27 protein-coding genes are annotated in these 25,749 nt (G+C 65.4%); 6 read left to right on the top strand and 21 right to left on the bottom strand.

What is annotated here, in order from left to right; all coding sequences use genetic code 11:
• Nucleotides 1-212 precede the first annotated feature (212 nt).
• Nucleotides 213-1,133: a hydroxymethylglutaryl-CoA lyase gene (locus LVJ94_12635; GenBank protein WXB08075.1), complete on the bottom strand. Its 921-nt coding sequence runs from the start codon at nucleotides 1,131-1,133 to the stop codon at nucleotides 213-215.
• A 41-nt stretch (nucleotides 1,134-1,174) separates the two neighbouring features.
• Nucleotides 1,175-1,360, bottom strand: a complete 186-nt coding sequence (locus tag LVJ94_12630; protein ID WXB08074.1) for a hypothetical protein — start codon at nucleotides 1,358-1,360, stop codon at nucleotides 1,175-1,177.
• A 120-nt stretch (nucleotides 1,361-1,480) separates the two neighbouring features.
• Here LVJ94_12630 and LVJ94_12625 point away from each other — a divergent pair, with 120 nt between their 5' ends.
• Entirely contained in the window at nucleotides 1,481-2,296 is an 816-nt protein-coding gene (locus LVJ94_12625; GenBank protein WXB08073.1) for a hypothetical protein, read from the top strand.
• A 72-nt stretch (nucleotides 2,297-2,368) separates the two neighbouring features.
• A complete protein-coding gene (locus LVJ94_12620) occupies nucleotides 2,369-3,010 on the top strand; it encodes a hypothetical protein (GenBank protein ID WXB08072.1) in 642 nt (213 codons plus the stop codon).
• 20 nt (nucleotides 3,011-3,030) lie between these two features.
• Here LVJ94_12620 and LVJ94_12615 read toward each other — a convergent pair whose 3' ends face one another.
• Entirely contained in the window at nucleotides 3,031-3,216 is a 186-nt protein-coding gene (locus LVJ94_12615; GenBank protein WXB08071.1) for a hypothetical protein, read from the bottom strand.
• A gap of 186 nt (nucleotides 3,217-3,402) precedes the next feature.
• Here LVJ94_12615 and LVJ94_12610 point away from each other — a divergent pair, with 186 nt between their 5' ends.
• A complete protein-coding gene (locus LVJ94_12610) occupies nucleotides 3,403-4,257 on the top strand; it encodes an NAD(P)-dependent oxidoreductase (protein WXB08070.1) in 855 nt (284 codons plus the stop codon).
• Between the two features lie 41 nt (nucleotides 4,258-4,298).
• Here LVJ94_12610 and LVJ94_12605 read toward each other — a convergent pair whose 3' ends face one another.
• The 4 genes from LVJ94_12605 to LVJ94_12590 form a co-directional block, all read right to left on the bottom strand.
• Nucleotides 4,299-4,739 (bottom strand): hypothetical protein, encoded by a 441-nt coding sequence (locus LVJ94_12605; protein ID WXB08069.1) that lies wholly within the window; start codon nucleotides 4,737-4,739, stop codon nucleotides 4,299-4,301.
• An 88-nt stretch (nucleotides 4,740-4,827) separates the two neighbouring features.
• Entirely contained in the window at nucleotides 4,828-6,303 is a 1,476-nt protein-coding gene (purF, locus tag LVJ94_12600; GenBank protein ID WXB10712.1) for an amidophosphoribosyltransferase, read from the bottom strand.
• An 82-nt stretch (nucleotides 6,304-6,385) separates the two neighbouring features.
• Complete coding sequence (locus LVJ94_12595) at nucleotides 6,386-7,069, bottom strand: hypothetical protein (GenBank protein ID WXB08068.1); 684 nt, start codon at nucleotides 7,067-7,069, stop codon at nucleotides 6,386-6,388.
• On the bottom strand, nucleotides 7,070-8,797 hold the full coding sequence (locus tag LVJ94_12590) for a protein kinase (protein WXB08067.1): 1,728 nt from the start codon (nucleotides 8,795-8,797) through the stop codon (nucleotides 7,070-7,072).
• A 249-nt stretch (nucleotides 8,798-9,046) separates the two neighbouring features.
• Between LVJ94_12590 and LVJ94_12585 the strand changes: the two genes are divergently transcribed.
• On the top strand, nucleotides 9,047-9,325 hold the full coding sequence (locus tag LVJ94_12585) for a hypothetical protein (protein WXB08066.1): 279 nt from the start codon (nucleotides 9,047-9,049) through the stop codon (nucleotides 9,323-9,325).
• Here the strand turns inward: LVJ94_12585 and LVJ94_12580 are convergent, their stop codons facing one another.
• The 9 genes from LVJ94_12580 to ndk all read right to left on the bottom strand — a co-directional run bounded on the left by LVJ94_12580 (nucleotide 9,326) and on the right by ndk (nucleotide 17,997).
• Nucleotides 9,326-9,562, bottom strand: a complete 237-nt coding sequence (locus tag LVJ94_12580; protein WXB08065.1) for a hypothetical protein — start codon at nucleotides 9,560-9,562, stop codon at nucleotides 9,326-9,328.
• 3 nt (nucleotides 9,563-9,565) lie between these two features.
• The gene (locus LVJ94_12575; GenBank protein WXB08064.1) at nucleotides 9,566-10,012 is read right to left on the bottom strand and encodes a hypothetical protein; all 447 of its coding nucleotides are present in this window, start codon (nucleotides 10,010-10,012) and stop codon (nucleotides 9,566-9,568) included.
• 38 nt (nucleotides 10,013-10,050) lie between these two features.
• Complete coding sequence (gene alaS / locus LVJ94_12570) at nucleotides 10,051-12,771, bottom strand: alanine--tRNA ligase (protein WXB08063.1); 2,721 nt, start codon at nucleotides 12,769-12,771, stop codon at nucleotides 10,051-10,053.
• A gap of 80 nt (nucleotides 12,772-12,851) precedes the next feature.
• Entirely contained in the window at nucleotides 12,852-13,958 is a 1,107-nt protein-coding gene (locus LVJ94_12565) for a glycosyltransferase family 4 protein (GenBank protein WXB08062.1), read from the bottom strand.
• The gene (locus LVJ94_12560) at nucleotides 13,955-14,734 is read right to left on the bottom strand and encodes a HEAT repeat domain-containing protein (protein WXB08061.1); all 780 of its coding nucleotides are present in this window, start codon (nucleotides 14,732-14,734) and stop codon (nucleotides 13,955-13,957) included. Before LVJ94_12560 ends, LVJ94_12565 begins: the two co-directional genes overlap by 4 nt.
• A 147-nt stretch (nucleotides 14,735-14,881) precedes the next feature.
• Nucleotides 14,882-15,436, bottom strand: a complete 555-nt coding sequence (locus LVJ94_12555) for a TlpA family protein disulfide reductase (GenBank protein WXB08060.1) — start codon at nucleotides 15,434-15,436, stop codon at nucleotides 14,882-14,884.
• A gap of 171 nt (nucleotides 15,437-15,607) precedes the next feature.
• The gene (dapE, locus tag LVJ94_12550) at nucleotides 15,608-16,744 is read right to left on the bottom strand and encodes a succinyl-diaminopimelate desuccinylase (protein WXB08059.1); all 1,137 of its coding nucleotides are present in this window, start codon (nucleotides 16,742-16,744) and stop codon (nucleotides 15,608-15,610) included.
• On the bottom strand, nucleotides 16,722-17,561 hold the full coding sequence (locus LVJ94_12545; protein WXB08058.1) for a 2,3,4,5-tetrahydropyridine-2,6-dicarboxylate N-succinyltransferase: 840 nt from the start codon (nucleotides 17,559-17,561) through the stop codon (nucleotides 16,722-16,724). The genes dapE and LVJ94_12545 overlap by 23 nt, the downstream gene beginning before the upstream one ends.
• Nucleotides 17,562-17,568: 7 nt before the next feature.
• Nucleotides 17,569-17,997 carry a nucleoside-diphosphate kinase gene (gene ndk / locus LVJ94_12540; protein WXB08057.1) on the bottom strand — a complete coding sequence of 143 codons (429 nt, stop codon included), beginning with the start codon at nucleotides 17,995-17,997 and terminating at the stop codon, nucleotides 17,569-17,571.
• A gap of 206 nt (nucleotides 17,998-18,203) precedes the next feature.
• On the opposite strand from ndk, the gene LVJ94_12535 reads away from it, so the two are divergent.
• Nucleotides 18,204-19,763 carry an NAD(P)/FAD-dependent oxidoreductase gene (locus LVJ94_12535; GenBank protein ID WXB08056.1) on the top strand — a complete coding sequence of 520 codons (1,560 nt, stop codon included), beginning with the start codon at nucleotides 18,204-18,206 and terminating at the stop codon, nucleotides 19,761-19,763.
• Between the two features lie 65 nt (nucleotides 19,764-19,828).
• Nucleotides 19,829-20,782, top strand: a complete 954-nt coding sequence (locus tag LVJ94_12530) for a diguanylate cyclase (GenBank protein WXB08055.1) — start codon at nucleotides 19,829-19,831, stop codon at nucleotides 20,780-20,782.
• Nucleotides 20,783-20,828: 46 nt separating this feature from the next.
• On the opposite strand, the gene LVJ94_12525 is transcribed toward LVJ94_12530, so the two are convergent.
• From LVJ94_12525 to mdh, 5 genes are all read right to left on the bottom strand, one after another.
• Entirely contained in the window at nucleotides 20,829-21,428 is a 600-nt protein-coding gene (locus tag LVJ94_12525; GenBank protein ID WXB08054.1) for a hypothetical protein, read from the bottom strand.
• 80 nt (nucleotides 21,429-21,508) lie between these two features.
• Nucleotides 21,509-22,495, bottom strand: coding sequence for an NAD(P)-dependent oxidoreductase (locus tag LVJ94_12520; protein WXB08053.1), 987 nt, complete (start codon nucleotides 22,493-22,495; stop codon nucleotides 21,509-21,511).
• Nucleotides 22,492-23,418, bottom strand: coding sequence for a succinate--CoA ligase subunit alpha (gene sucD, locus LVJ94_12515; protein ID WXB08052.1), 927 nt, complete (start codon nucleotides 23,416-23,418; stop codon nucleotides 22,492-22,494). The genes LVJ94_12520 and sucD overlap by 4 nt, the downstream gene beginning before the upstream one ends.
• A gap of 32 nt (nucleotides 23,419-23,450) precedes the next feature.
• Entirely contained in the window at nucleotides 23,451-24,650 is a 1,200-nt protein-coding gene (gene sucC / locus LVJ94_12510) for an ADP-forming succinate--CoA ligase subunit beta (GenBank protein WXB08051.1), read from the bottom strand.
• Between the two features lie 140 nt (nucleotides 24,651-24,790).
• A complete protein-coding gene (gene mdh / locus LVJ94_12505; protein WXB08050.1) occupies nucleotides 24,791-25,732 on the bottom strand; it encodes a malate dehydrogenase in 942 nt (313 codons plus the stop codon).
• Nucleotides 25,733-25,749 lie beyond the last annotated feature (17 nt).

Here is a 25,749-nt window from a genome sequence, read left to right as displayed (position 1 = left end):
AGCCAACCTACGCGATGCCGCACCCTGTCTTAGCGATGTCCATGCCAGGACACCGCCAGCGATTTCCCCGACGTTTTTGCAAGGCAGAAGCGTCGGAATCGTTCAGAAGTGAAAACCCACATTACCGATCTGCACGACGCGGGTCGCCGGCCGGCAATGATTGCGCGGTTGGATCAATGACGGATAACGGGAGTCCCCCCTGGCTACGCACATTAGGCGCGTAGGCTTCGCACTCCTGATTGATGCACTTTCCCCGGAAGTGGTCGCCCAACAATGCTCTCGGCCGCCTTTCCGGCCCAAACGAGCTTCTCGAGGTCGATACCGGTCTCGATGCCCATTCCGTGGAGCATGTAAACCAGGTCTTCCGTAGCCATATTGCCGGCTGCGCCAGGCGCGTAGGGACACCCGCCAAGGCCGCCCACGGACGCATCGAAATCGCGAATCCCGATGCCAAGGCCCACCAGGATGTTCGCCAGCGCGGTGCCGCGGGTGTCGTGCATGTGCATCGCGATTTTCGACGCCGGAATGTCCTTGAGCATGCGCTCCAGGATCCGCGCCGTCTGGCGAGGCGTGCCGCAGCCGATCGTGTCGCCCAGCGAAATCTGGTAGCAGCCGAGCTCGATCAGCCGCATCGCGATGGCGTGCGCGCGCTCGACGTCGACATCGCCCTCGTAGGGGCAACCCCACACCGTCGAAACGTAGCCCCGCACGCGCATGCCTGCGGCCCGTGCCGGCGGAACGGTCTCCTCGAACTCGAGCAGCGTCTCGTCGATCGTCTTATTGATGTTCTTCTTGTTGTGCGTCTCGCTGGAGCTGAGAAACACGGCAATCTCTTCGAGGCCGGTCGCCTGGGCGCGCGCGAGGCCCTTCGGGTTGGGGCACAGCGCCGAAAACGTCACACCGGGTGGCGCCTTGATGTGGTCCGCAAGCTCGTCGGCGTCGGCAAGCTGGGGAATCCACTTCGGTGAGACGAAGCTCGTGATCTCGATGCGCTGGAGGCCCGCTTGGGCCAGGGCATCGATGAGCCGGATTTTGTCCGGCGTCGACACGGTGACTTTCTCGTTTTGAAGGCCATCCCTCGGAGAGACCTCGTAGATGGACACGCGTTCGGGGAGCCGCGACAGGTCGATCATTTCAGCTCCGTAGCTTAACCAGCCGAGAAGCTCAAAGCCCGTCACCCGTAACGCCACCCAAGGCCGGGCATCTCGTAGACCGAGCCCTCGCGCGTTGCCTTGTACGAACTGGGCAGGCCATCCAGGTCGACTTGGAAGAGCTCCACGCGACCCCAGAGCTTGCGGCCATCTTCGCGGGGCTTCGTGGCTTCGGTCTCGGTCGTCGTCGTCGTCTTCATGAGAACCATGATGGGACCACGCGCTGTCAGCCTTATGTCAGGTATATCCTACCCATCGACTGTCATCCTTATGTCAGGATATCCATGGGGCCGGGAAGGAGAACGGCGATTGCTTCTTGTCCGGATCGCATGCACGAGGACGAAAACGACCGTTCCACCATTCCAGAGCTCCGACTTCGCGGGCGGCTCGCGGCTGTGTATTACCCGGCCCTGCTCGCGCTCTCGCATCGCGCGCTCGCGCACCGCTTGGGCGAACGCGCCACCGTCTACGATCCCCTCGTCGGCGCGGCGGCGGGGTTATCGGCCATTGCTGCGACCCTCGAGGAGCTTGCGCGGCGCTTTGCCGACGCGAAGGTGTCGTACGAGCCGGCGCACGCGATCGTCGGCGCCTCACGGGATGTCACCGAAGGAACGCTGTCGCTCGATGCGCTCGATGGGAAAGGTGCCGCGCGCGTCAGCCTTCCCGTTGCATGCGTGATGCACCGTCGCAAAGAGCGACAGGCCGATCTCCGCACGTACCACGCGACGGTGCCTCTCGGGCGCGCGCAAGCCCACCGCACCGCGCGGGCCCCCGAAGAGGGATACGTGCTTCCCACCGACGTGGCGGAGCATTTGGCCGCGCTGCGGCTGGGTGATGCGGATGCGCTGGTGGCCAGCTTCGAGAGCGGCGGGCACCTGCGCGATGGGGCCGGGCGCATCCACCGCCGAGAGCACGACGAGCTGCACCACTTTTACGTGCGCACCCTGCAGAGCGAGCGCGGCGCGAACGACTGGGTACCCGTGGTCATCGCCACGGCGGAGGACGGGCGGCTCTGCGCCGTGGAGTACCGCACCGAGAAGTTGCGTGATGGCGAGACGTCACCCAAGGAAGGGCTGCTCGTCTTCGAGCGCGGCGACAGCGGACTCTTTCACAGTGTTCGCGTCTACGACGAATTGGGCCTATAGCTTCTTCGCATCGGTAGCATCGGCCGCACGCGCGGAATGTTCGCGTCCGCTTGCGAGTTACCGACATCGACCATGCACCCCACGCTCTTCACGTTCGACATTTTCGGCACGGTCCTCGACTGGCGCACCGGCATGCGCGACGCGCTTGCGCGGGCAAAACCCGACGGCATCGACGTCACCGACGATCTGTTCAACCGCATCGTCGACACGCAAGGCGCGCTCGAGTCGCGGGCTTTCCGTCCGTACGCGGACATCGTGGCCGAGAGTCTCATCGAGGTCGTCGGGCTGGATCCGGTGGCGGCGAAGGCCATCGGGGACGACGTCGGGCGGGGCGCACTTTATTCGGATGCCCGCGAGGGCCTTGCGCGATTGATGCGCGTTGCGCCGTGCGTCGCGATGACCAACAGCGATCGCGTGCATCGTCCGCAGGTGGAGGCGCAGCTCGGTTTCGCCATGTCGGACTGGTTTTGCGCGGAGGACACGCGCGTCTACAAGCCGGCGCACGAGTTCTGGCATCACGTAGCCCGCAAACGCGGTCTGCGGTTCGACAAGAGCTGGTGGCACGTCTCCGCGTATGCCGATTACGATCTGGACGTGGTGCGGAGCCTGGGGCTTACCGCGGTGTTCATCAAACGGCCGCACCGCCGCCCGGGTGGCGCAGATTACGAGTTCCGCACGCTGCTCGAGCTCGCCGACTACGTCGGCCACCCCTAGTCACGCCTCGTCACGCCTCGTCACCCATAGCGCCAACCGAGGCCGGGAAGCGTGTACGCCACCCGCCCCGTGCGCGCCGCGGCGAGCATGTCGAGATCGACCTGCGCGATCTCACAGGGCGGCGGGCCCGGGGGATTGGCCGCCGGCTCGGCCTTGGGCTCGTTGCGAGCCCTCCAGGGCAGTGGAAAGAGTGCCATCGTCTTCATGCAGAGCAATCTGCGCGCCCACCGCCATGGAGCCAAATGACACGTCCTGATCTTAGGGTTTAGGGTTTAGGGGAGAGTGAAGAGCGAAGATTTTTCCCTTCCCCCGCCCCCTCTCGTTCTTCCCCCCCCTCTCATTCTCTCTTCTTCCCCCTAAACCCTAAACCCTAAACCCTCTACCCTCTCCCCATGCACATCGCGTATCTGGGAACGGGCCTCATTGGTGCGGGGATGGTGGAAGGGATGCGCAAGCGCGGAGAGCGCGTGCGCGTGTGGAATCGGACGGCCGAAAAGGCGCGCGCGCTCGAAAGCGTCGGCGCCGAGGCGTGTGCGTCCCCGGTCGAAGCCGTGCGTGGGGCGTCGCGCGTGCACATTGCCGTGAGTGACGATGCGGCGGTGGACGCCATCCTGGCGGGCATCGACATGGCGCTCGATGCGAAGACGCCCATCGTCGATCATACGACGGCCTCGCCCGCCGGCACGGCCGCGCGCTATGCGCGGCTCGGGGAGCGCGGCGTTCCCTTTCTGCATGCGCCAGTGTTCATGTCGCCGCAGGCCTGCCGCGATTCGGGCGGAATCATGCTTGCTTCGGGCCCGCGGGCGACCTTCGAGGCGCTGGAGCCGGCGCTGCGTCCGATGACGGGAAATCTCTGGTGGATCGGCGAGCGCCCCGACCTCGCGGCGTCGTTCAAGCTGTTCGGCAACACGATGATTCTCACCATCACCGGCGGCGTGGCCGACATCCTCACCCTCGCGAGCTCGCTCGGCATTTCGGGCGAGCAGGCGCTGACGCTGTTTCAGCACTACAAGGCCGCATCGACCATCGACGTCCGCGGTGCAAAGATGGCGCAAGGCAACTTCGCGCCGAGCTTCGAGCTCACGATGGCCCGCAAAGACGTGCGCCTCATCATGGAGGCCGCCGCCCAAGGCGATGCGCCCCTGACGGTGCTACCGGCGCTGGCCAAACGCTTCGACGAGTTGATCGCCCGAGGTCACGGCAGCGAGGACGTCGGTGTCCTCGCCGTCGATGCCGTGAAGAAGTAGCGCGGCGGAACGCACGAATTGCGCGTCCGCGGCACCTCGCACTACCAGGAGGTGCCGTGTACGCCGATCTCGATGTTGCGCTCCGAGTCCTTCGGGTTGAGCCCGACGGAGGTGATCGTCAGTTTGACTTCCTTGGTCTCGAGGTCGACGCAGGAGTTCGGGACCAACTGAAAGAGCCCGCTACGCTGCGACGAGCTCAAGAGCATGTTGTACTGCGTGCCGTTCGAGCAGGTGACGTCGAAGCGGCCGCTCAACATGACCGGATAGAACGAATCGGACGTGAGGCCGAACGTGCGATGGCGCCGGCTCGTCGCGAAGCTCGCCGGGCAGCTGGGACAGCCCTCTTTGGTCACCAACACGCGCCCGAGCGCCGTCCAGTTGGCCAGGGAGGGTTGTCCCTCGGCGCGGCTCGTCTCGTGCCCCGCCACCAAGAAAAAACCAACCGCACCAACGAACCCAGCGACCTTGAAAAATGGATTCACGATTTACGCCTCAGATGGAGTTATTGCAGATAGTGAACCATCCTCGGCCCAACGCAACACCCCACGCGCTCCGCGGTTGGAATGTGCCTTAGACGCCAACGAGCCGCATCTGGCGCTTGCCGTTTGCAGGCGGCGTGAAAGCAATTGGGTATTCGCCCGAGAAGCACGCGTGGCAGTAGCCGGCGGGGGACTCGTTGCGAACGTCCGGCCCGCGGACCGCCCGGATCATGCCGTCGAGCGACAAATAAGCGAGTGAATCCGCGGTGATGTAGCGCGCGATTTCCTCGACGGTGTGGCTGGAGGCGATGAGCTCCCGACGGGTTGGCGTGTCGATGCCGTAGTAACAGGGCCACTGCGTCGGGGGGCTCGAGATGCGCATGTGCACTTCGCGCGCACCCGCATCGCGGATCATCTTTACGATTTTGCGCGAGGTGGTTCCGCGCACGATGGAGTCGTCGAGAACGACGACCCGCTTGCCGCGCAGGATGGTGGCGACGGGGTTCAACTTGAGGCGCACACCGAAGTGGCGAATGGACTGCTGCGGCTCGATGAAGGTACGCCCGATGTAGTGCGAGCGAATGAGCCCCATCTCGAAGGGGATGCTCAGCGCGGACGCGTATCCGATGGCCGAGGGCACACCCGAGTCGGGAACCGGGATGACCACGTCGGCATCGACGGCGCACTCGCGTGCGAGTGCCTCGCCGAGCGACTTGCGCACTTCGTAGACCGAGCGACCTTGGATGCGCGAGTCGGGACGTGCAAAGTACACGTACTCGAAGATGCACATGTGCGGCTCGGCCTTCTCGGTGAGACGCAACGAGCGCATGCCGTTTTGGTCGATGACCAGCATCTCGCCCGGCTCGAGGTCGCGCACGAACTCGGCGCCAATGAGGTCGAACGACGTGGGCTCGCTCGCGACGACGTGGGCGTCGCGGAGGCCGGACTGCTTCGAGCCCGGGAGGATGCCCAAACAGAGAGGACGCACACCACGCGGATCGCGCACGGCGACGATCATGTCCTCGGTCATGAAGAGCAGCGAGTAGGCGCCCTTGACCCGGGCGAGTGCGTCGGAGATGCGGTCTTCGACGGTGGTCTGCGTGGAGCGTGCGACCAGGTGGATCAGGACTTCGCTGTCGCTCGAGGATTGAAAGATGGATCCGCTGGCCTCGAGCTCGGCGCGAAGTTCGTCCGCGTTGGTCAGGTTGCCGTTGTGGCAGATGGCCAGGGAGCCGAGGGCGAAGTCGACGGCAAAGGGCTGCGCATTCTTCAGCCCGGAGCCGCCGGCGGTGGAGTAACGCACGTGCCCGATCGCGTAGCGGCCGGGGAGTTTCTCGAGCTGCGATTGGTTGAAGACGTCTTGCACGAGGCCCATCGCGCGGTGCACGAAGAGCTGCTCGCCATCGCTGGTGACGATGCCCGCGGACTCTTGTCCGCGGTGTTGCAGGGCATGGAGCCCGAGGTACGTGAGGTTCGCGGCCTCAGGGTGACCGTAGAGGCCGAAGACGCCGCACTCATCGTGAAAATGGTCGTCGTCGAGGTCGGCAGAACGAGCGGATGGGTGAATATCTTCGATGTCGTTGACCACGGGGCGCCGCTAACTTGGACGCAATGCGCCCGAACGGCAAGCCAGAACGCGCCTGTTCTTGCTACCGGCCGGCGTAGTTCGCCGTGACGGCGATCTTGTAACGCTCGTGCGCGTGGGGAATGTCGAGCGGGGTCGACGCTAGCTCTTTCTTCACCGCGAGCGCGCATGCGGATGCAAGCTTCGCGTTCTTCAACGTGCGCCCGTCGCGCGGGGCCAAGACGGCGATTTTATTACGGCTTCTCGCGAAGCCCACATCGGCGACGTACTGGATGGTGCCGCCGGTGGCGGAGGTGGGGACACAGTCGGCCTTTTTGACGATCGCAGCCGCAAGGGCCGTTTCGATCGCGGAGAGCCGGTCGCAGTCGCCCGGCGCCGTCTTGCGGGTGCCGCGATCGTGGCAGCTCAGAACGGTGATGTCCGAAAGGGAGATGCCCGAGGCTCCGGCATCCGGGGTCGTCGGTGCGGCCGTGTCCGCCGTGGCGGCCGCCGCGGTGTCGACGGCGACGGGGCGCGGGATGGGCGGAGCGTTGTCGTCGGAGCGAGGGCGGCGCCACAGGTACAGCGGAATGGCAACGAGCGCGAGCGTGAGCAGCCCCACGATGAGCAGCTGGATCTTGCCCACGCGATCGACGCTCGCGGCCAGGGCTTCGATGTCGGGCTTGGGGGGATCGCTCTTTGGGATCCCGATTTTCGGGTCGCCTTTGGCGAGCCCGAATCTTGACGGCGGGGACGACTTGAGCGGCATTTACAACTGCGGATCGACGAGCGTCCGAACGTTGACGCCCGGTTCGTAGCGCGCGATGGACGCCACCAGATCGAGCCCGTCCGGAAGCATGACCTGGACTTGCTGCACGACCTGCTCGACGAGGTTGCGCGCTTCCTGCGGCCCGGGGCCGGTCATGGCGACGACGAACCGCAGTGGGCCCGTGCGTCCTGCCGTGACGGCGATGAGCGACAGAAGGAGCATGTCCGTGAGTTCGACCACGCGGGTGGCCGCGCGGCGGAAGGCGAGCATCTCGAGGATGGTCGGCCGGTCCGAGACGAGGCGGTTCGGCCCGCGTAGCTCGTAGCGTGCGACGGTGAGCGGCGCATCGACCCACTCCGCGAACTGGGCCTCCTCGTCGAGCATCTTGAGGAGTTGATCGCGCGAGAGCAGCTGCGTGAGGCCGTCGCGTTTGGCCAGGTAGACGCGGGCGCGCTTGTGACCGACGCTGCCGGGCGCAAAGCTCACCAACTTGAAACGCAGCTCGCCGAGTTGCACTTCCCCGCCGTGCATCAGGTTGACCTGCTTGCGGCGCTCGTAGGTGTGATCGACGTACGTGCCGTTGGTGGAGCCCAGATCTTCGACGACCCAGGTTCCGTTCTGCCAGCGAAGCTGCGCGTGCTGGCCGCTGACCGTGGCCTCGGGCACGACGAGGTCGTTGTCCGAACGACGTCCGATGGTGATGGTCGGCTTCTCGAGGCTGTACAGATCGCCGACGCACTCGGAGGCGTTGGTCGCGTACGTCGAGAGGAGCGCCTGCTGCCCAGGCGAAAATTGCGCCGTGGCGCTGCGGCCGGGGGGCGGGCCCGGATCGAGCCGCTCACGCGGAACCTGGATGGGGTTCGTCGTGAGGGTGACCGGGTTGAAGAAGCGCATGTGCCGCGCCGGAAGGCGCTGCTGGGGATCGTCCGAGAGGCAGCGGAAGACCTGCTTGATCTCGTCGATGGACAGGCCCGCGGGCACGTCGAACATGATCTGCGCGCGCATCGGCTTGGAGCGCGGCTTGTAGCCGGGCTCGGGAACGCGGCAGGTCCACATCTCCCAGAGCGTGAGGCCGAGCGCGTAGACGTCGTCCTCCGGCGAGGCGCCGCCAGACCGAATACGCTCGGGCGCCATGTAGTTCGGCGTGCCGCCGTCGGGTGGGGCGCCGGGCCTTCGCCCGATCACGCGGGCGCGCTCTTTGGCGAACCCGAAGTCGAGGACCATGGCCTTGCCGAGGCCTCCGTCGGGATCCGAGGTGACCATGACGTTGCCCGGCTTGAGATCGCCGTGGACGAGGCCCTGGGCATGGATGGCGGCCACGCCCGACGCGATGTCGTGGGCAAGGCGGCGGAACTCATCAGATGTGTAGCCGCCTTGGGCTTTTTTCCGACGAATGTGCGTGTGCAGGGTCTGTCCGGTGATGTGCTCCATCACCAGGATCGGCCCGTACGCCGAGGGCGAAAGATCGTGCACCCGGCAGACGTTTGGATGACTGACCGAGCGGGCGTGCAAAAGCTCCTGGCGCAACGCCTCGTCATCGCCAGGCATGCGCGACTCCTCGCGCACGATCTTCAGGGCGACGGGCTGCTGGGTGGCACGGTCGTACGCCAGAAAGACCTCGCCCATTCCCCCTTTTCCGAGGCTCTGGCGAATTTCATAGCGGTCGTTGATGACCGTCCCCATCACCAAGGGGGCAAGATTGCTGCTACTCCGCGACGCGTCGGACACGGTGGCCTAGAGGGTCGTCGATCCCGTCGTCCGACGCAACCTTGGAAAGCGCCTTGTTCACCTCGTGCACGCCTCTTTTTCCGCTTGCGAAAGCTGCGCGGATCGCGGCGGCGTTTGCAGGTCCCGGTTGCGTCCGCATGACGTTTGCATAGTGCCCCAAATCTTCCGACCGCACTTGAAAATAGAACGACCGGTCGCAAAGTTGGCACCTAATTTGGACAACGATTGTCCTAGAGCTAAGCTGATTCCGTGGAACCGCCCGAGGTGCTCCGGGAACTCGAGAAGCTGGCCCGTCGCCTCGGCATGCGCGTGCGCCACGAGCCGTTCGACCCTCGTCTGATCGAAGGCAAGGGCGGCCTCTGTTGGGTGCACGGTCATCCCATCGTGATGCTCGACGGCGGCGCGCCGATCCTCGACAAAATTGGCGTGCTCGCCGAGGCGCTCGCGCGCTTCGATATCGTGCCGCTCTACCTGCCACCTGCCCTGCGGCAAAGCATCGAGCGACGCCGCACCGTACGCTCGGCCTAGTCATTCCGCGAGTTTGCGGATGGCGCCCACGCGGCGTTCGACCTCGGTGGGCGCGAGGTAAATGCGGAGGCTGTCCTCGATATACGGCAAGGCCTTGCGCAGGCCATCGGGCGTCATGGTGTCTACGTTGACGTTGGCGCGTGCACACGCGCGGCGAAGGACGCCATCGACGAAGATGCGCGAGAGGCCGCTCGAAGCGAGTACCCGTTCGTAGAGGGTCGTCGTGCCGTTGGCCATGATTCACCCGCGGACGAGGAAGCGCGCGCCGGCACCCATCATGTCGGCGATGTAGTCGGCGAAATAGCCCATCAGCCAATCGATGGCCGCGGGGCGCAGCTCGGGGGGAACCTCGGCGATCCAGTCGACGAGGAGCCCGGCCTGCGAGGCCACGGAGACGTGGACCAAGTAGTCGATGGGCACGCCGCTCTTGAGCATGCCCTCGACGATGCTGTCGATGTACGCCTCACGCCGCACGGTGCCCGTCTTCATCACGGTCTCTTCGAACACCGCGAGGTAGCCGCGCGCCAGCTGGCGATAGTCTTCGTCGACCCATGGCGGCATCGGAAGATCGAAGCGCCTGCGCGACTTGGGCACCGCTTTGCGCAGCGATTCGATCCACGCCTGCTCGTGGCCGCGTGCAATCTTCAAGAGCAAGATCGGGAGGTCGTTGGCTTCGGTACCCGCCACGATCCTCCCTTTTACCATCCCTCTGCTGTTGTGTACCCTTATGCGATCGCCGTGTAGAGACTGCTCAGGGCCTCATCGAGCTTGTCGGTCACTGTCCCACCTGCCTGGGCCATGTCCGGACGGCCCCCGCCCTTGCCTCCGACGATCTCGGCGACCGGGCGAATGAGTTCACCGGCCTTGTAGCGACCGAGCAGCGACTTCGACACGGTGAGGACGAGCGAGGCCTTGGGGCCGCTGACCGCGCCGACCAGCACGACAGCCTCGCCGAGCTTGTCGCGAAGCTTCTCGGCCATTTCGCGCAAGGTGGCGGGATCGTCGGTGTCCACTTTGACGGCGAGGACTTTCCCGCCACCCTTGCCTGCAATGTCGCGTGCGCTGCGCGTGAGCTCGTCGAGGCCTCCGCCGGATGCACCGCCGGTGGCGATCTTGCGTTTCAGATCTTGGACCTCTTTTTGGAGCTGACGTTCGTGCGCGGCGAGCTTTTCGACCTTGTCCGCGACGTCCGAAAGGCCGCTTCGGGCGAAGTCCGCGACGGTGCGGAGTGTCTTCTCCATCTGGCGGAACTGAGCGAGGGCGTTGAGACCGGTCGCAGCCTCGAGGCGGCGAACACCGGCGGCGACGCCTCCTTCGCTGAGGATTTTGAACAGGCCGATCTCGCCGAGGGCATGCGCGTGCGTGCCGCCGCATAGCTCGACGGAATCGCGGGTCATCGTGAGGACGCGCACGACGTCGCCGTACTTCTCTTCGAAGATGGCAATCGCGCCCTTCGCCCGGGCTTGCTCCATGGAGAGGATCTCGGTCTCGACGGGGGCGTCGGTGAGGATCTTCGCGTTGACCAAGTCTTCGATGCGCGTGATTTCCTCGGGGGTCACCGCGCGGCCGTGCGAAAAGTCGAAGCGAAGGCGATCGGGGCCGACGAGCGAACCTTTCTGCGCGGCCTGCTCGCCGATCACCTGGCGAAGCGCCCAGTGCAGCAAGTGCGTGGCCGAGTGGTTGCGGCGCGTGGCCGTGCGGCGCTCGTGATCGACCTCGAGTGCGACGGCGTCGCCCACCTTGATCTCGCCGGCGGTGACCTTGCCGCGGTGGGCGATGAGGCCCTCGATCGGCTTCTGCGTGTCCTCCACCGTGAAGAGGGTCCCCGCCTTGGTGCGAAGGACACCGCGGTCACCGACCTGGCCGCCCGCCTCGCCGTAGAACGGCGTGACGTCGGTGATGATGGCCACGGCGTCGCCCGCCTTTGCCGACGGAACCAAGGTGTTTCCCAGGACGATGGCGACGACCTTCCCCTCGCCTTCTTCGTGATCGTAGCCGGTGAAGCGCACCGCTCCACCGACGGCACCGATGGCTTCACGCCACACGGATTCGACGACGGCTTCGTCGTTGAGTTTCGATTCCTGGCTGCGCACGCGCTGTTCCTTCAGCGCCTTTTCGTAGCCGTCCTTGTCGACCTCGATGCCCCGCTCGGCCGCGATGACCTCGGTGAGGTCGACCGGGAAGCCGTACGTGTCGTAAAGCTTGAAGGCCGTAGGGCCGGGCAAGGTGTTCGCGCCCGCACTGCGAACGGTGGCGATCTCCTCGTCGAGGATGTGAAGGCCGCGTTCGAGCGTCTGCCGGAAGCGAACCTCCTCTTGCTCGGTCTGCGTCGCGATCAAATCTTTGCGGCGAACGAGCTCGGGGTACTGCTCGCCCATGAGCGCCACCACCTCGAGGGCCACCTCGTGAAGGAACGGACGCTCGATGCCCAGGCGATGGCCATGGCGGATCGCACGGCGCATGACGCGACGGAGGACGTACTCGCGGCCGTTGCGATCGGGCTGAACGCCCTCGGCCATGAGGAACGCCGTGGTGCGCGCATGGTCGGCGATGACCCGCATGGAGACGTCGTCGTCGCCTTGCGACGCGCGGTAAGCCTTGCCCGAGATGGCCGCGGCCTTGTCGACCAGGGCGCGCATCAAGTCGCTGTCGTAGTTGGAGAACTTGCCCTGGAGCACGCTGGCGATGCGCTCGAGGCCCATGCCGGTGTCGACACACGGCGCGGGGAGCTTCGCGAGGATGGCCTGGCCGTCGGGGCCGAGGCTTCGCTCGAACTGCATGAAGACCAGGTTCCAGATCTCCATCCAGCCATGGCCGGCGTCGTTGGGCTCTTCGTTGAAACGGGCGAGATCGGGCTTGTCGCCGAGGTAGTAGTGAATCTCGGAGCACGGGCCGCAGGGGCCGGTGTCGCCCATCTGCCAGAAGTTGTCCTTCATGCCGAGGCCGAAGATGCGCTCGTCGGAGAAGCCGGTGACCTTGCGCCAGATGGATCGCGCTTCGTCGTCCGCGGCGATGCCGCCCTCGCCGCCGAAGACGCTGACCACGAGGCGGTCTTTCGGGAGGCCGTAAACGTTGGTGAGGAGATCCCAAGCGTAGGCGATAGCTTCTTCCTTGAAGTAGTCGCCGAAGCTGAAGTTGCCGAGCATCTCGAAGAAGGTGTGGTGGCGTGCGGTGACGCCGACGTTCTCGAGGTCGTTGTGCTTGCCGGAGATGCGGATGCACTTCTGGCTGGAGGTGGCGCGCTTGTACGGACGCACGTCCTTGCCGGTGAAGACGTCCTTGAACTGGACCATGCCGGCGTTGGCGAACATCAGCGTGGGATCGTTGGCAGGCACCAACGGGCCGCTGGCACAGACTTCGTGCCCCTTCTTGCCAAAGAACTCGAGAAACGTGCGCCGGACTTCCGACGCGGGATGCACGATTTTTTCGCCGCCCACGGTGCTCATTGTACGGGGGCATTTAGCACGATCTGGCCCGATCTCGCTGGCCGATCCCGGAACTCTCCCCGTCCCTGGAGGAGGGTGCCTTAACGGAGCTGTTCGTAGAGCTCGTCGTACGCCGCGGCCACCGTGGGAGGGGTGAAGCGCTCGGTGTAGAGGGCGCGGGCGCGCTGGGGGCGATCCGCGGGGGCACGCAGGATGGCGACGGCGGTTCGGGCAAGGGCCTCGGCGTCGCCCGGATCGACGAAGTCGGCGGCGGAAAGTGCCTCGAGCGGACCGCCGCGGGCGAGGATCATCGGGATGCCCAGAGCCAGGGCTTCGAGGAGGACGATGGGAAGGTCGACCTTGCCGTAGAGATCATCCACGGGAAAAAGCACAGCCGAGGCGGCGGCGAGAAGCGGGACGATATCGGCCATCTGGCCCACGTGGCGCGTGCGGTGGAGCACGTGGGCGTCGGCCAAGATGCGCTCGACGTCGGCGCGGGCTTCCCGCGCGCGGGGTGACTTTGGGCGGCACGCGAAGACGATGCGCGCCTCGGGCACGGCCCGCGCGATGGCCGCGGCGGCGCGGGCCACGGTTTCGGCGCCGTGCGAGACCTCGTAGTCGCCCGGATAGAGGAGGATCGGGCCCGGGCCCAGGTCGAGCTCCTCGCGGAGCTGCGCCATTTCCGTGGGGGCCACCGCGCGGGGCGGGGCGCTGCACGGAGGGATGACCCGCAATTTCGAGCCGTCGACGCCCTCGGCGAGAAGGCGCGCGCGGGTCCACTCGGTGAGGGCGACGACGGCATCGCCGAAGAGCAGCGAGGGCGCGAGCTCGAACCGGCGCGGGGCGCTGGCGATGGTCTGCACGACGCGCCCGTTCCAGCCGAGGGCCCGCCGGGTCGCGATGGAGACACGCGCGGCGGCCGAGGAGGCCACGTTGGGCGCGAAGACGAAGTGCCACACGTCGTGCCCGCGATCGGACAAGAGGCGCCGCACGACGCGCGCGTTCGTGAGCACGCTGGGCGAGAAGCCCCCCGGCTCGCGGTAAATGGGATCCGAGGCGACGCGCCCGCCCAGCGGGGTCGCCCGTTCCGTCGTCATCACCGTGGGCCGCGCACGCTGGAGGTGCGTCGCGATGTCGCGAACCAAGTTTTTCGAGCCGTCGTGCCACGGCGGCACGATGGGCTTCGAGACGAACAGGACGTGTTTCATTGCAAGGCTTGCGAGAACCCTCGATCGGCGTTGCGCATGGCGCTCTCCACGGCCCCGTCGACGGCTTGGTCTTGAAGCGCGTACACGCGTTGTTCGTTCACCAGCGAGCGCGCGGTACCAATGCTCATCGCGTTGCCCGTGAGCGAGGCGCGGAGCGAGTGCTCGGGCACCTTGCGAACGCTGAAGTCGACCTGCGCGGAAAACCCCACGGTGCCGTTGGCCTGCGCCTGCTGCGACATGCGCACGAGCGTGCCGTCGATGACGAGCACCGGTACGTGCTGTTCGCTCGCACGGCGTGCCGCCGTCTGCGGATCCGGCGCGAGAACGGCTCCCGGCACGCTGGCCGCGCGCTCGCGGGCCGCCGAGCGCAGCACCTGCCCGAGTTGGTCGCCACGCGGGCCTCCCACACCGGAGGCCACGCGCATGGACCCGAGTTGCAATACGTACTTTGCGCTGCCCTTGGCAGCTTTGCCGCCGCCACCACCGCGGAGCGTGGACAGCGAACCTTCGAGCTGCGTGCGCACGCTGGCAGCGCCTTCCGTCGCGAGGTGTTGCTCGAGCGCCGGAATCGCCGCCGCGTCGCCATAAGAACCCAGCGCGGCCGCTGCAGCGGCCCTTACCGCGGGATGTGGATCGGACAGCGCTTTCTCTAGAAGCTGACGTCCGTCCGGTGGTTTGGTGCGACCAATGACGAGAGCAGCGCCGAGTCGCACACGAAAGTCATCGGCCTTCGTGATCTCACGGCGCGCGGCCGCCAGGTCTTGGGCAGGCGACACGTGTACATTCGCGGCCAGCAGCAACAAGGACGTGAGTCCTACGAGGCAGCGGCGAAAAATACGGGGGCGCCTGCGAATCATCCTCGAACGACCGTCCTCCTCGGGGCACTACAGGTACTGCGTGCTGCCAAGAGGACGGAGCGAAACTCAGAGAAGGCTCTTGATTTCCTTCTCGAGCTCGTCCTCTTCGCCATCATGATAGCCGAGATGGACGAAGCGCACGACGCCTTTTCGATCGACCACGAAGGAGGAGGGCATGCTCTTGGGCTCCCACTTCTTGGCGATGCCCTTCCCGTCATCCCACCCTATCGCGAACTTGGCACCATAGGTCGTACCGAAGTCCGAGATCTCCTTGCTCTTCTCGTCGTCCTCCGAGACCGCGAGGATCTCGAAGCCGTTCGCCTTGTACTTCGTGTGAAGCCCCTGCAGCTTCGGGAAGGATTTTTTGCAGGGCTCGCACCACGTCGCCCAGAAATCGACGAGAACCACCTTGCCTTCGAGGCCCTTGAACGACATTTTCCCCTGTCCGTTCACCGAGTCGACGGCGAAATCCGGACCGGGAGCTCCTACCAGCGGGTGCGCGCCTTCCGCGCCACCCGTCTTGGCTTCTCCACCTTCTCCACCGGTGCCTCCACCCCCGCACGCGCCGAGCGCGGAGGTGAGCACGGCCACTAGCACGACACGGAACAATGAAGTCTTCATACGCTGGGGTTTAGCACGCGTTTTTCTTCGGGAAATCCGGTAAAAAAAGGACCAGGGTGGTGGATCCAAGCATCCACCGTGCCTTGGTCGCTGGCGGCGAACGCACGCCAGATCGTCGAAAAACCCGGGAGTATCGCGGGCTTTCCAAACGGCTAATCGCTTGAAGCCGCGTTAGAGCGATAACAACCAGCGCTTGATGATTTGAAATCCGTCGTGCATGAGCGCGAGGGATGTCGATTCGTTCTTCTGGTGAGCCTGCGCATTTTCACCTGGGCCGAAGTTGACCGCCGGGATTCCGCGCGTCGCGAATCGGGCCACGTCCGTCCAGGCCTGCTTTGGTTCGACGGATTTCACACCAGCTTCGATCAACTTGGCAATCAACGGATGGTTGCCATTGGGCGGTGCGGCAGGGCTGCGGTCGGTGATGTCGATGCGCGGCTCGGGGCCATCCCAGCCGTGCTCGTGGGCGGGGCCAATGACCAGGGCGCGCAGCCGCGCTTCGGCGTCCTCGATCGAGACGTCGGGCGGGAATCGGTAGTTCAGGTTGAGCGCGAAGACGTCGGGCACGACGTTGCGTCCGCGGCCGCCATCCTTGGCCTGCGTGACGGTCACCACCCCGCGGTACGTGTGGCCGTCGAGAACATGGTCGTCGGGCTGGAGGCGCGCCAGCTCCGTGAGGAGCGCGCCGGCCTTCACGATGGCGTTGTCGCCCTGCCAGGGGCGCGAGCTGTGCGCGGTGCGGCCTTCGAAGGTGACCGTCGCGTGCAACGAGCCGTTGCAACCGAGTTGCAGGCGGTTGTCCGAGGGCTCGAGGCACACCGCGAGGTCGACGTTGGCGAGCTCGGGATCTTGCTCGAGCACGGGGCCGAGTTCGTTGCCCTCGTAGGGGCCCTCTTCCTTCGCGTAGAACACGAGGGTGACGTCGCATGGCAGCAGCGGGCGCGTGGTTTCGGCCAGCGCAATCATGACGGCGAGGCCGCTCTTCATGTCGGCGGCGCCGGCGCCGTAGATGCGGTCGCCGTCGATGCGCGCGGGACCATTTTCGGTGCGCACCGTATCGAGGTGACCCACCAGCGCGATGTGCGTGGAGCGTTCGCCGCCCATAGAACGCCGATGGCGCGTCAGCGGAACGACGATGGAATTGCCATAGCGGCGAATCGGCCCGGCGAGCTCCTGCTTCTGGAGCCGCGCTTGCACGGCATCGCAAATGGCGTCCTCTTCGCCGATGGGCGAAGGGATTGCACAAAGCCAGAGGAGCGTTTCGTCGAGTGCGCCGGAGAAGACGTCAAACGGGGACGTTAAAATCACGGAGCGCATCGTTCAGACTTACCTTCCGATCCGTACTCGGGTTTCGCTTCCCGATGATGAGGGCACAAGGTATCGCGAACTCCCCCGCCGGGAAACGCTTGGTGCGGCTTCCCGGGATGACCACGCTGCGTGCGGGCACGTGGCCTTTGCGCTCGACCGGCGTCGAGCCCGTCACGTCGATGATGGTGGTCGATGCGGTCAGCACGACGCCCGAGCCAATCACGGCCTCGCGTCCAATGCGAACCCCTTCCACGACGACGACGCGCGATCCAACGAAGGCACCATCTTCCACGATGACCGGGCTAGCGCCCGGGGGCTCCAGCACGCCGCCGATGCCCACGCCGCCGGACAGATGGACGTCTTTGCCGACCTGCGCGCACGAGCCCACGGTGGCCCATGTATCGACCATCGTGCGCTCGCCCACGCGCGCGCCGATGTTCACGTAACCGGGCATAACGATGCAGCCCGACTCGAGGAACGCGCCGTAGCGAACCACGCCGGGCGGCACCACACGCACGCCCGCGGCCTGGTAATTCTTCTTCAGCGGAATCTTGTCGTAAAATTCGAAGGGACCGACGTCGTAGGTCTCCATCTTTTGCACGGCGAAGAAAAGCAGGATGGCCTGCTTCACCCAGCTATGCGTCACCCACGAGCCGTCCTCTTCCCCCTCCGTTGGAGGTGATGCAACGCGAAGCTCGCCGCGATCGAGGGCGGCGATGGTGTCCAGCACCGCTTTCACGGTGGCCGGATCCTCGAGTCGTTTGCGATCCGCGAAGGCAGCCTCGATGAGAGGCCGCGACGTCTCGTGGGTGGTCATGAGGTTCTCAGGCCGTAGGGGAAACCAGCGAGCCAGGGAAGTAGTACGAGATCTCGATCTTCGCGTTCTCGAGGCTGTCGGAGCCGTGGACGGCGTTCTCGCCGACGCTGCTGCCGAACAGCTTGCGGAGGGTGCCGGCGTCGGCCTTGGCCGGATCCGTCGCGCCCATCACTTTGCGGTAGGCGTTCACGGCGTCTTCACGCTCGAGCACGGCGATGACCACCGGCGAACGCGTCATGAACTCGACCAATTCGCCGAAGAACGGACGCGCCTTGTGCACGGCGTAGAAGCCTTCGGCTTCGGCGCGCGTGAGGTGCGTGCGGCGGAGGGCCTGGATCTTGAAACCCGCCTCTTCGAGGTGGGCGAGAATTGCGCCGGTGCGGTTCTTTTCAACGGCGTCGGGCTTGATGATGGAAAGTGTCCTCTCGACGGGCATGGGGCGCCTTTTACGAGATGGATGGGGAAAGTGCAACCGGCCCCTCGCCGCTTCCTTCTCACCCCGTGCCCCTGCCCGTGCCCCTGCCCGCCCGTCGTGCCCCTACTCGCCCGTCGTGCCCGGCGGATTCTCGGGCAGGGATTTTCGGGCAGGGGCACGGGCACGGGCGCGTGTACGTGTGGGGAGGAGAGAGCTAGACTTGGCACATGGCAGACTCAGTAGATGCAATCGTGGTGGGTGCCGGGCACAACGGGCTCGTGGCCGCGCTTCTTTTGGCGCGTGCGGGGCTGAAAGTGCGCGTGCTGGAAGACAAAGGGGTCGTCGGCGGGGCGGCGCGCACGGAGCATCCTTTCAAGAAAGCGCCGAACCTCGGCATGTCGACGGGCGCCTACCTGCTCGGGCTCATGCCGCCGGAGCTGATTCAAAAGCTCGGCGTGGAGATGCCCGTCGTGCGACGTGACCCGCATTACTTTTTGCCCACGGAAGGCAAACGCTATTTGCTTTTCGGGTCGAACGCGGCGCAAACCAAGGAGCAATTCGTCTCGTTTTTCTCGGAGGCGGATTGGCGCGCGAACGTGGCGATGCACGAGGAGATCGCCCAGATTCGCGAGGACGTCGCGCCGACGTTCCTGCAGGAGCCGCTCACCATCGAGGAGACGGCGGAGAAGTACATCCGGCCGCAGCTTCGTCAGGTGTTCGTCGATCTATGCCGCAAGCCGGTGAACGAGTACCTGGAGCGCTTCCAGTTCAAGAGCGACTTGGTGAAGGCCATGTACGCGGTGACGGATGGCTTCTCGGGGCTCACCGGATCGTGGGGCACGCCCGGCACGGGGATGAATTTCCTCATCCACAACATGTGCCGTCTGCCCGGCGCCGATGGCACGTGGATGATCGTGCGCGGGGGCATGGGGACGGTGACGGGGCGCTTGGCCGAGGCCGCGCGCAAGCACGGCGCGCGCATCGACGTGAATGCCGGGGTGAGCAAGCTGATCCTCGAGGGCGGCGTCGCCAAGGGGGTGGTGCTGCACGATGGGACGGAGATTCGGGCGGAGGTCGTCGTGTGCAACGCGGACCCGTTCCGGATGCGGCAGCTCGTGGGGCGCGAAGCGCTGCCGGGCGACTACAACACGCGGCTCGACGAGTACGGGAAGAAGACGGGCACGACCATGAAGGTGAACCTTGCCCTGCGCGGGCTGCCCAAGTTCACCTGTTTGCCGGAGGACCGCGGGCAATACGGCGCCACGATCCATTTGCTGCCCAGCGAAGATCGGGTGATCGAGTCGCTCCGGACGGGCTTTGCCGACGTGCAGCAGGGCAAGCTCCCCGAGTTTCCGACCATCGAGTGGTACATCCACACCACGGTCGACCCCTCGCTGCAGGATGCGGACGGGAACCATAATTCCGCTCTCTTCGTGCAATGGGTGCCACGCGAACTTCGCGGCACGACGTGGGAAGCCGAGGAATCACGCTATGTGGCGCACCTGCTGTCGATCTGCGACCGCTTCGCACCCGGAACGTCGGATCTCGTGGTGGATACCTTCCCGCTGCACCCGCAGAAGATCGAGCAACACTTCGGCATCACCCATGGGCACATCCATCACGTCGACAATTCGTTCGGCTTCGCCGATCGGCTGCCCTATGTGACGCCGATTGCCGGGCTCTATTCCTGCAGCGCTGGCTGTCACCCGGCAGGCTCCGTGATTGGCGCGGCTGGACACAATGCCGCCATGCGGGTGTTAGGCGATCTCGGGCGCGCCGCCCAATAGCTGCTGGCCAATAGAATCGAGGAATCCTCCTTTACAGAAGGGCCAACTGAACGGATCCTAGTGCCATGTCGGGTCCTCGTGACCGGGATGGTGGGACATCGCAGCGTTCCCAAACGCTCATCGTGCAGGCGCCCGAGTCCATCAAGCGCACTCGTTCCAAGGCGGTGTTGACCACCGCCACGGGCACGCAAACCGCACGCGTTCACGTGCTCGCCCCATCGGAAATCGTCACGATGGGGCGCGGGGACGATTGTACGTTGCGCTTCGACGATGCCAGCGTTTCGGGCAGCCACGCGCGCATTCTGATGGTGGGGGCCGAATACGTGTTCGCCGACAATCGCTCGACGAACGGCAGCTACGTGAACGACACCCGCATCGACGGCGCCGTGGCGCTCAAAGACGGGGACCGCATTCGGCTGGGGCCGCATTGCATGCTGCGCTTCAACATCGTCGACGACGACGAGGAAGCCGCCCTCAAGCGGATGTACGAGGCCGCGCTCTACGACGGGCTCACGCGGGTGTACAACCGCAAGCACCTCGAGGAGCGGCTCGACGTGGAGGTCGCCTTCGCGATCCGCCATCAAACGGAGCTGTCGGTCATTTTGCTCGACGTGGATCACTTCAAGAACGTGAACGACACGTACGGGCACTTGGCGGGCGATGCGGTGCTGCGCACGGCAGCGCAAGTCATGTCGCATGGGTTGCGCCAGGAGGATCTGCTCGCGCGTTACGGCGGCGAGGAGTTCGTCGTGGTGGCCCGCGGGACCGCCGTGGCGAATGCGATGCTCGTGGCGGACCGTTTGCGCAATTCGATTGCCGCAACGATGATTCCATTCGAGGAGCACTTGCTCCACGTCACGGTGAGCGCCGGCGTGGCCTCCCTGCGCGACTGCGGTCCGCGCATCGAGAAGGCCACACCCACGAGCGTCCCGTCGCTGAAAACGAGCCTCCTCGGCGCCGCCGATCAGCGGTTGTACGCGGCCAAGCAAGCGGGCCGCAACCGCATCGTGGGTGTGTGAGTCGCGTGTGTGAGAGAATCTTCTAAGCCAAGCAAGGAAGCGGTACTCACGGACAGGTTCTCGTCTCGGCGTTGCACTCGAAGCCGCACGATCCCGTTTTGTATTGCGTGCCCGATTTGACGCAGTATCCGCCGGCGAGCAGTTCATCGGTCCCGGGGACCACCGCGCCGAGCTGCTCGCAGGTAAAGCCATCGGGGCACGCGCAATAGTTGGCGCCGTCGTCGGTGTTGCCGTCTTTGTTGGCGCAGCGGCAGGAGCAGTAGACGGCGTCGCTCGGCCTGCGCGCGCTGCACTGGGCTTTGACCTCGGCGCCTTCGTATCCAGATTGCGCGCCACCGACGACCGGCTTCTTGGCGACGGGTGTGACGCAAGCCTCCTTACCGCTGCGCGGAGTTCCGTCGGGGCGTTGGCCGTAAGGGCACGTGATGCGTCCTTGAAAGTGGTTCACGAGGCAGAGGCGCGTTCGGCATTGGTAGCTCCTCGACTCGACGACTTCTTGATCGATGTCGAAGCCGTTGAACGTGGCGGTGTATTCGATTTCCGGAACGCACGGATCACCGACGCCGAGATCCTCGCTGCAGCCCGACGCCGCGAAGATGGACGTCAGCACCGCAGCCGCGAGGCCGCTTAGGCATGCACGCTTCATCGTGCCGTCTCCCTTCTTTCCCATGCTTGGAACGAGGGAGCGCCGTTTGTCAGAAAATTATTCCATATCGCGCTGTGACGTTACGTCTCGACAGGATACGGGCCGTGCTCGAACGTCTCGGCGTGGTAGCCCTTCGAGCCGACCTGTTGCGCCAATTCGCTGCGCGGCTCGCGGCCGTGGCGCAGGCAGTCGACGACGTGGGCGAAGTCGTAGCGCGGGCGCCAGCCCAGCTCCGTGCGAGCTCGCTCGTTGACGTACACGCGCTCGATGCCAGGGAACATCTTCCAGCCGCGCTTCGCGTACTCGGCGGCGAACTCCGGGACGTGGCGCGCCACGACGGAGGAGGCATCGCGCTGGAGGTCGACGAGATCGCCCTGCGTGAAGGGCGTGGTGGCGCTGATGATGTACTTGCGGAAGCCGAGCGCGCGCGCCTTCTCGATCGCGAGCACGTGGGCGCTGACGATGTCCTCGATGTCGACGCGGCGGTAGAGGAACTCGTTGGCCTTCACGTTGGCGTCGTCGTACGCCTCACGCGTGTCCTTGTGGTCATCGGCCTCGGGAAAGAAGCGCGACGTCCGCAAGACGAGGCACGGCAGGCCGAGGTTTCGCTGAAAGAGCTCGCACAGATTCTCCGCGGCGAGCTTCGTGACGCCATAAATGTTCTTCGGAATGGGGACCACGTCCTCGGTGATCCACGTGGCGGGTGCGCCCGGCGGCGGCGTCAATGCGCGGCCGAAGGTGCTCGTGGTGCTCGTGAAAATGAAGGCACCGACGCGAGCTGCCACCGACTCCTCGAGCAGGTTCAACGTGCCCGTGACGTTGGTGTCCACGAAGTCCTGCCGCGTGTGCGTCGCCACGTGCGGCTTGTGCAAGGTCGCCGCGTGCAGCACGGCGTCCACGCCCTCCAAGGAGCGCTTCACCAGGGCCCGATCCGTGATCGAGCCCGTGACGTCCGTGAAGGGCGACGCTGCGATGTCCAGCCCGATGACCTGGTGCTCGCTTTCTCGCAGCGTACGCACGAGCGCCTCGCCCAAGTGGCCGGCGCTCCCTGTAACGAGAATTCTCACTTCATCATGGATTGCAGCGTGACGGCCATGTCGCTCGGCGTCGGAGCGACTTTGGCGCCTGCTGCTTCGAGGGCGCGGATCTTCTCGGCGGCCGTGCCTTTGCCGCCGGCGATGATGGCGCCTGCATGGCCCATGCGCTTGCCCGGCGGTGCGGTCGTACCGGCGATGAACCCCGCGACGGGTTTGGTCATCTTGGCCTTGATGAACTCGGCCGCGCGCTCCTCGGCGCCGCCGCCGATCTCGCCGATGAGGATGACGCCGTGCGTGTCCGGATCGGCCTCGAACAGCGCGAGCACGTCCACGAAGTCCATGCCCGCCACCGGATCGCCGCCGATGCCGATGCACGTCGACTGCCCGATGCCCAGTGCGGTCAGCTGACCGACGGCCTCGTAGGTGAGCGTGCCCGAGCGCGAGACGACACCGATGTTGCCGGCCTTGTGGATATGGCCCGGCATGATGCCGATCTTGCAAGCCTCGGGCGTGATGATGCCGGGGCAGTTCGGTCCGATGAGGCGCGGGATCTCGCCACCATGGGCCGTGCGCTCGGCCTGCAGCGCCTCGAGGAAGCGGCGCACCTTGATCATGTCGATGGCCGGGATGCCCTCGGTGATGCACACCACCAGCTTGCAGCCCGCATCGAAGGCCTCGACGATCGCGTCGGCGGCGCCGGGCGGCGGCACGAAGATGCAGCTCGTGTCCGCGCCGGTCTTCGCCACGGCTTCGGCGACGGTGTCGAACACGGGGACCTGCACGGCCTTGCCCGAGTGATCCTTCGCTTCGAACTTCTCACCGCCCCGTGTAGGCGTACATCCGGCGACGACGTTGGTGCCGTATTCGATCATCTGCTTCGCGTGAAACGATCCCGCACCACCGGTGATCCCTTGCACGAGCACGCGCGTTTGTTTTCCAACCAGAATGCTCATCGTGAAGTTCTCCTAGTTTTCCGCGTGGGGGATCAACCGGCAATCGCGCGCACGATCTTCTGCGCGCCGTCGGCCATGTCGTTGGCTGCCGAGATGGCCAGGCCGCTTTCGTTGAGGATCTTGCGCCCGAGCTCCACGTTCGTGCCCTCGAGGCGGACGACCAGCGGCACCTTCAGGCCGAGGTCCTTGGCCGCAGCGACCACGCCCGCGGCGATGACGTCGCACTTCATGATGCCGCCGAAGATGTTGACGAAGATGGCCTTCACCTTGCTGCTGGAGAGGATCATCTTGAAGGCTTTGGTGACCTGCTCCTGCGTGGCGCCACCGCCCACGTCGAGGAAGTTCGCCGGTGCCACGCCGCTCTTCGCGCCGTAGTGCTTGATGATGTCCATCGTGGCCATGGCCAGGCCGGCGCCGTTGACCAGACAGCCGACGTTGCCATCGAGCGAAACGTAATTGAGGCCCGCTTGCTTCGCCTCGAGCTCGACCGGATCTTCCTCGGCGGCGTCGCGCAGCTCGTCCCAGTTCGGGTGGCGGTAGTCGCCGCTGTCGTCGAAGTTGATCTTCGCGTCGAGCGCGACGATGTCGCCGCTCTTGGTGACGATCAGCGGGTTGATCTCGAGCAGCGAGCAGTCTTCCTTCACGAAGAGCTCGTACAGCGAGGAGACGAGCTTGACGAACTGGCTCACCGTCTCCTTCTTGTGCTTCAAGAGGCCCAGGCCGAACGCCAGCTGGCGCGCCTGGAAGGGCAAGAGACCCACGACGGGGTCGACGTGCACCTTGAGAATCTTTTCCGGCGTCTCCTCGGCGACCTTCTCGATTTCGACGCCGCCTTCGGTCGAGGCCATGAAGGCAATGCGCCGGCGATCGCGATCGACCACGGCGCTGAGGTACAGCTCGCGCTCGATCTCGAGCCCTTGCTCGATGTACAGGCGGCGAACCTTCTGCCCCTCGGGACCGGTTTGATGCGTGACCAACTGCATGCCGAGGATCTTCTCGGCGAGCTGCCGCGCCTCCGCGGCGCCGTTCTTGGCGACCTTCACGCCGCCGCCCTTCCCTCGCCCGCCGGCGTGGATCTGGGCTTTCACCACCACGATGTTCTTCCCCGTCTCCGCGACCAGCCGCGTGGCGGCCGCCTCGGCCTCCTCCAACGTGAACGCGGGATAACCTTTGGGGATCGGCACCCCGTACTTTTGGAAGATCTGCTTCCCTTGGTACTCGTGAATTTTCATAGAGGGCTCCGGTGGCGAAAAATCCTACCCGTACACGTGCCCGTGCCCGTGCCCGTCCCCCGACTCCGCGACCGATCTTCTGAAAGATCGGGCAGGGGCACGGGCACGGGCACGTGTACGGGAAGATGGAGAAAATCTAACTAGCTGGCCTTCTTCACGACGTCGATCACGCTCTGGACGCTCTTGGCGCTCTTCTCGAGCATGACCTTCTCGTCCGCGGTGAGCTCGATCTGGACGATCTTCTCCACGCCCTTGCCGCCGATGATGACGGGGACGCCCATGAAGATGTCCTTGTAGCCGTACTCGCCGTCGAGGTAGACAGCGCTCGGCAGGAGGCGCTTTTGGTCGAGGAGGTAGGCCTCGGCCATCGCCACCGCCGACGTGGCCGGTGCGTAGTAGGCGCTGGTGCCCATGAGGCCGACGATCTCGCCGCCGCCCTTGCGGGTGCGGTCGACGATGGCGGCGAGCTTCTCTTTGGCAATGAGCTGGCCCACGGGAACGCCGTTGATCGTGCAGGACCCGAGAACCGGAACCATGTCGTCGCCGTGGCCGCCGAGCACCGTGGTGCGTACGTCCTTCACGCTGACGCCAGCCTCGCGGGCCAAGAAGAGCTGCAGGCGCGCGGAGTCGAGCACGCCGGCCATGCCCACGACCTTCTCCTTCGGGGCGCCGACGACGCGCTTGTACTCGTAGACCATCGCGTCGAGCGGGTTGGAGATGACGATGACGAAGGCATCGGGACACACGCGCTTCGCGTTGCTGGCGACGTCGCGGATGATGGGCAGGTTGATCGCCACGAGGTCATCGCGGCTCTGGCCCGGCTTGCGCGGAACGCCCGCCGTGATGATGAGGACGTCCGCACCTTTCAGGTCGTCCCAGTTCGAGCTGCCCTTGATGTGCGAGTCGTAGCCGAGCACCGCACCGTTTTGCTCGAGGTCGAGCGCCTTGCCCTTGGCGAAGTTTTCCTTGGCCGCGATGTCGAACAGAACGACATCTCCGAGCTCTTTGTTCGCCACCAAGCGTGCGAGCTCGCCGCCAATGTTGCCCGCGCCGATCAGACCGATTTTCTTGCGAGTAGGCATTACCGTTTCTCCTTACT

This window comes from Sorangiineae bacterium MSr11367, from assembly GCA_037157805.1.
Classification (GTDB): Bacteria; Myxococcota_A; Polyangia; order Polyangiales; family Polyangiaceae; genus Pendulispora; species Pendulispora rubella.
Note: the sequence above shows the minus strand (reverse complement) of the source record. Positions and strands in the feature narration are given on the sequence as shown.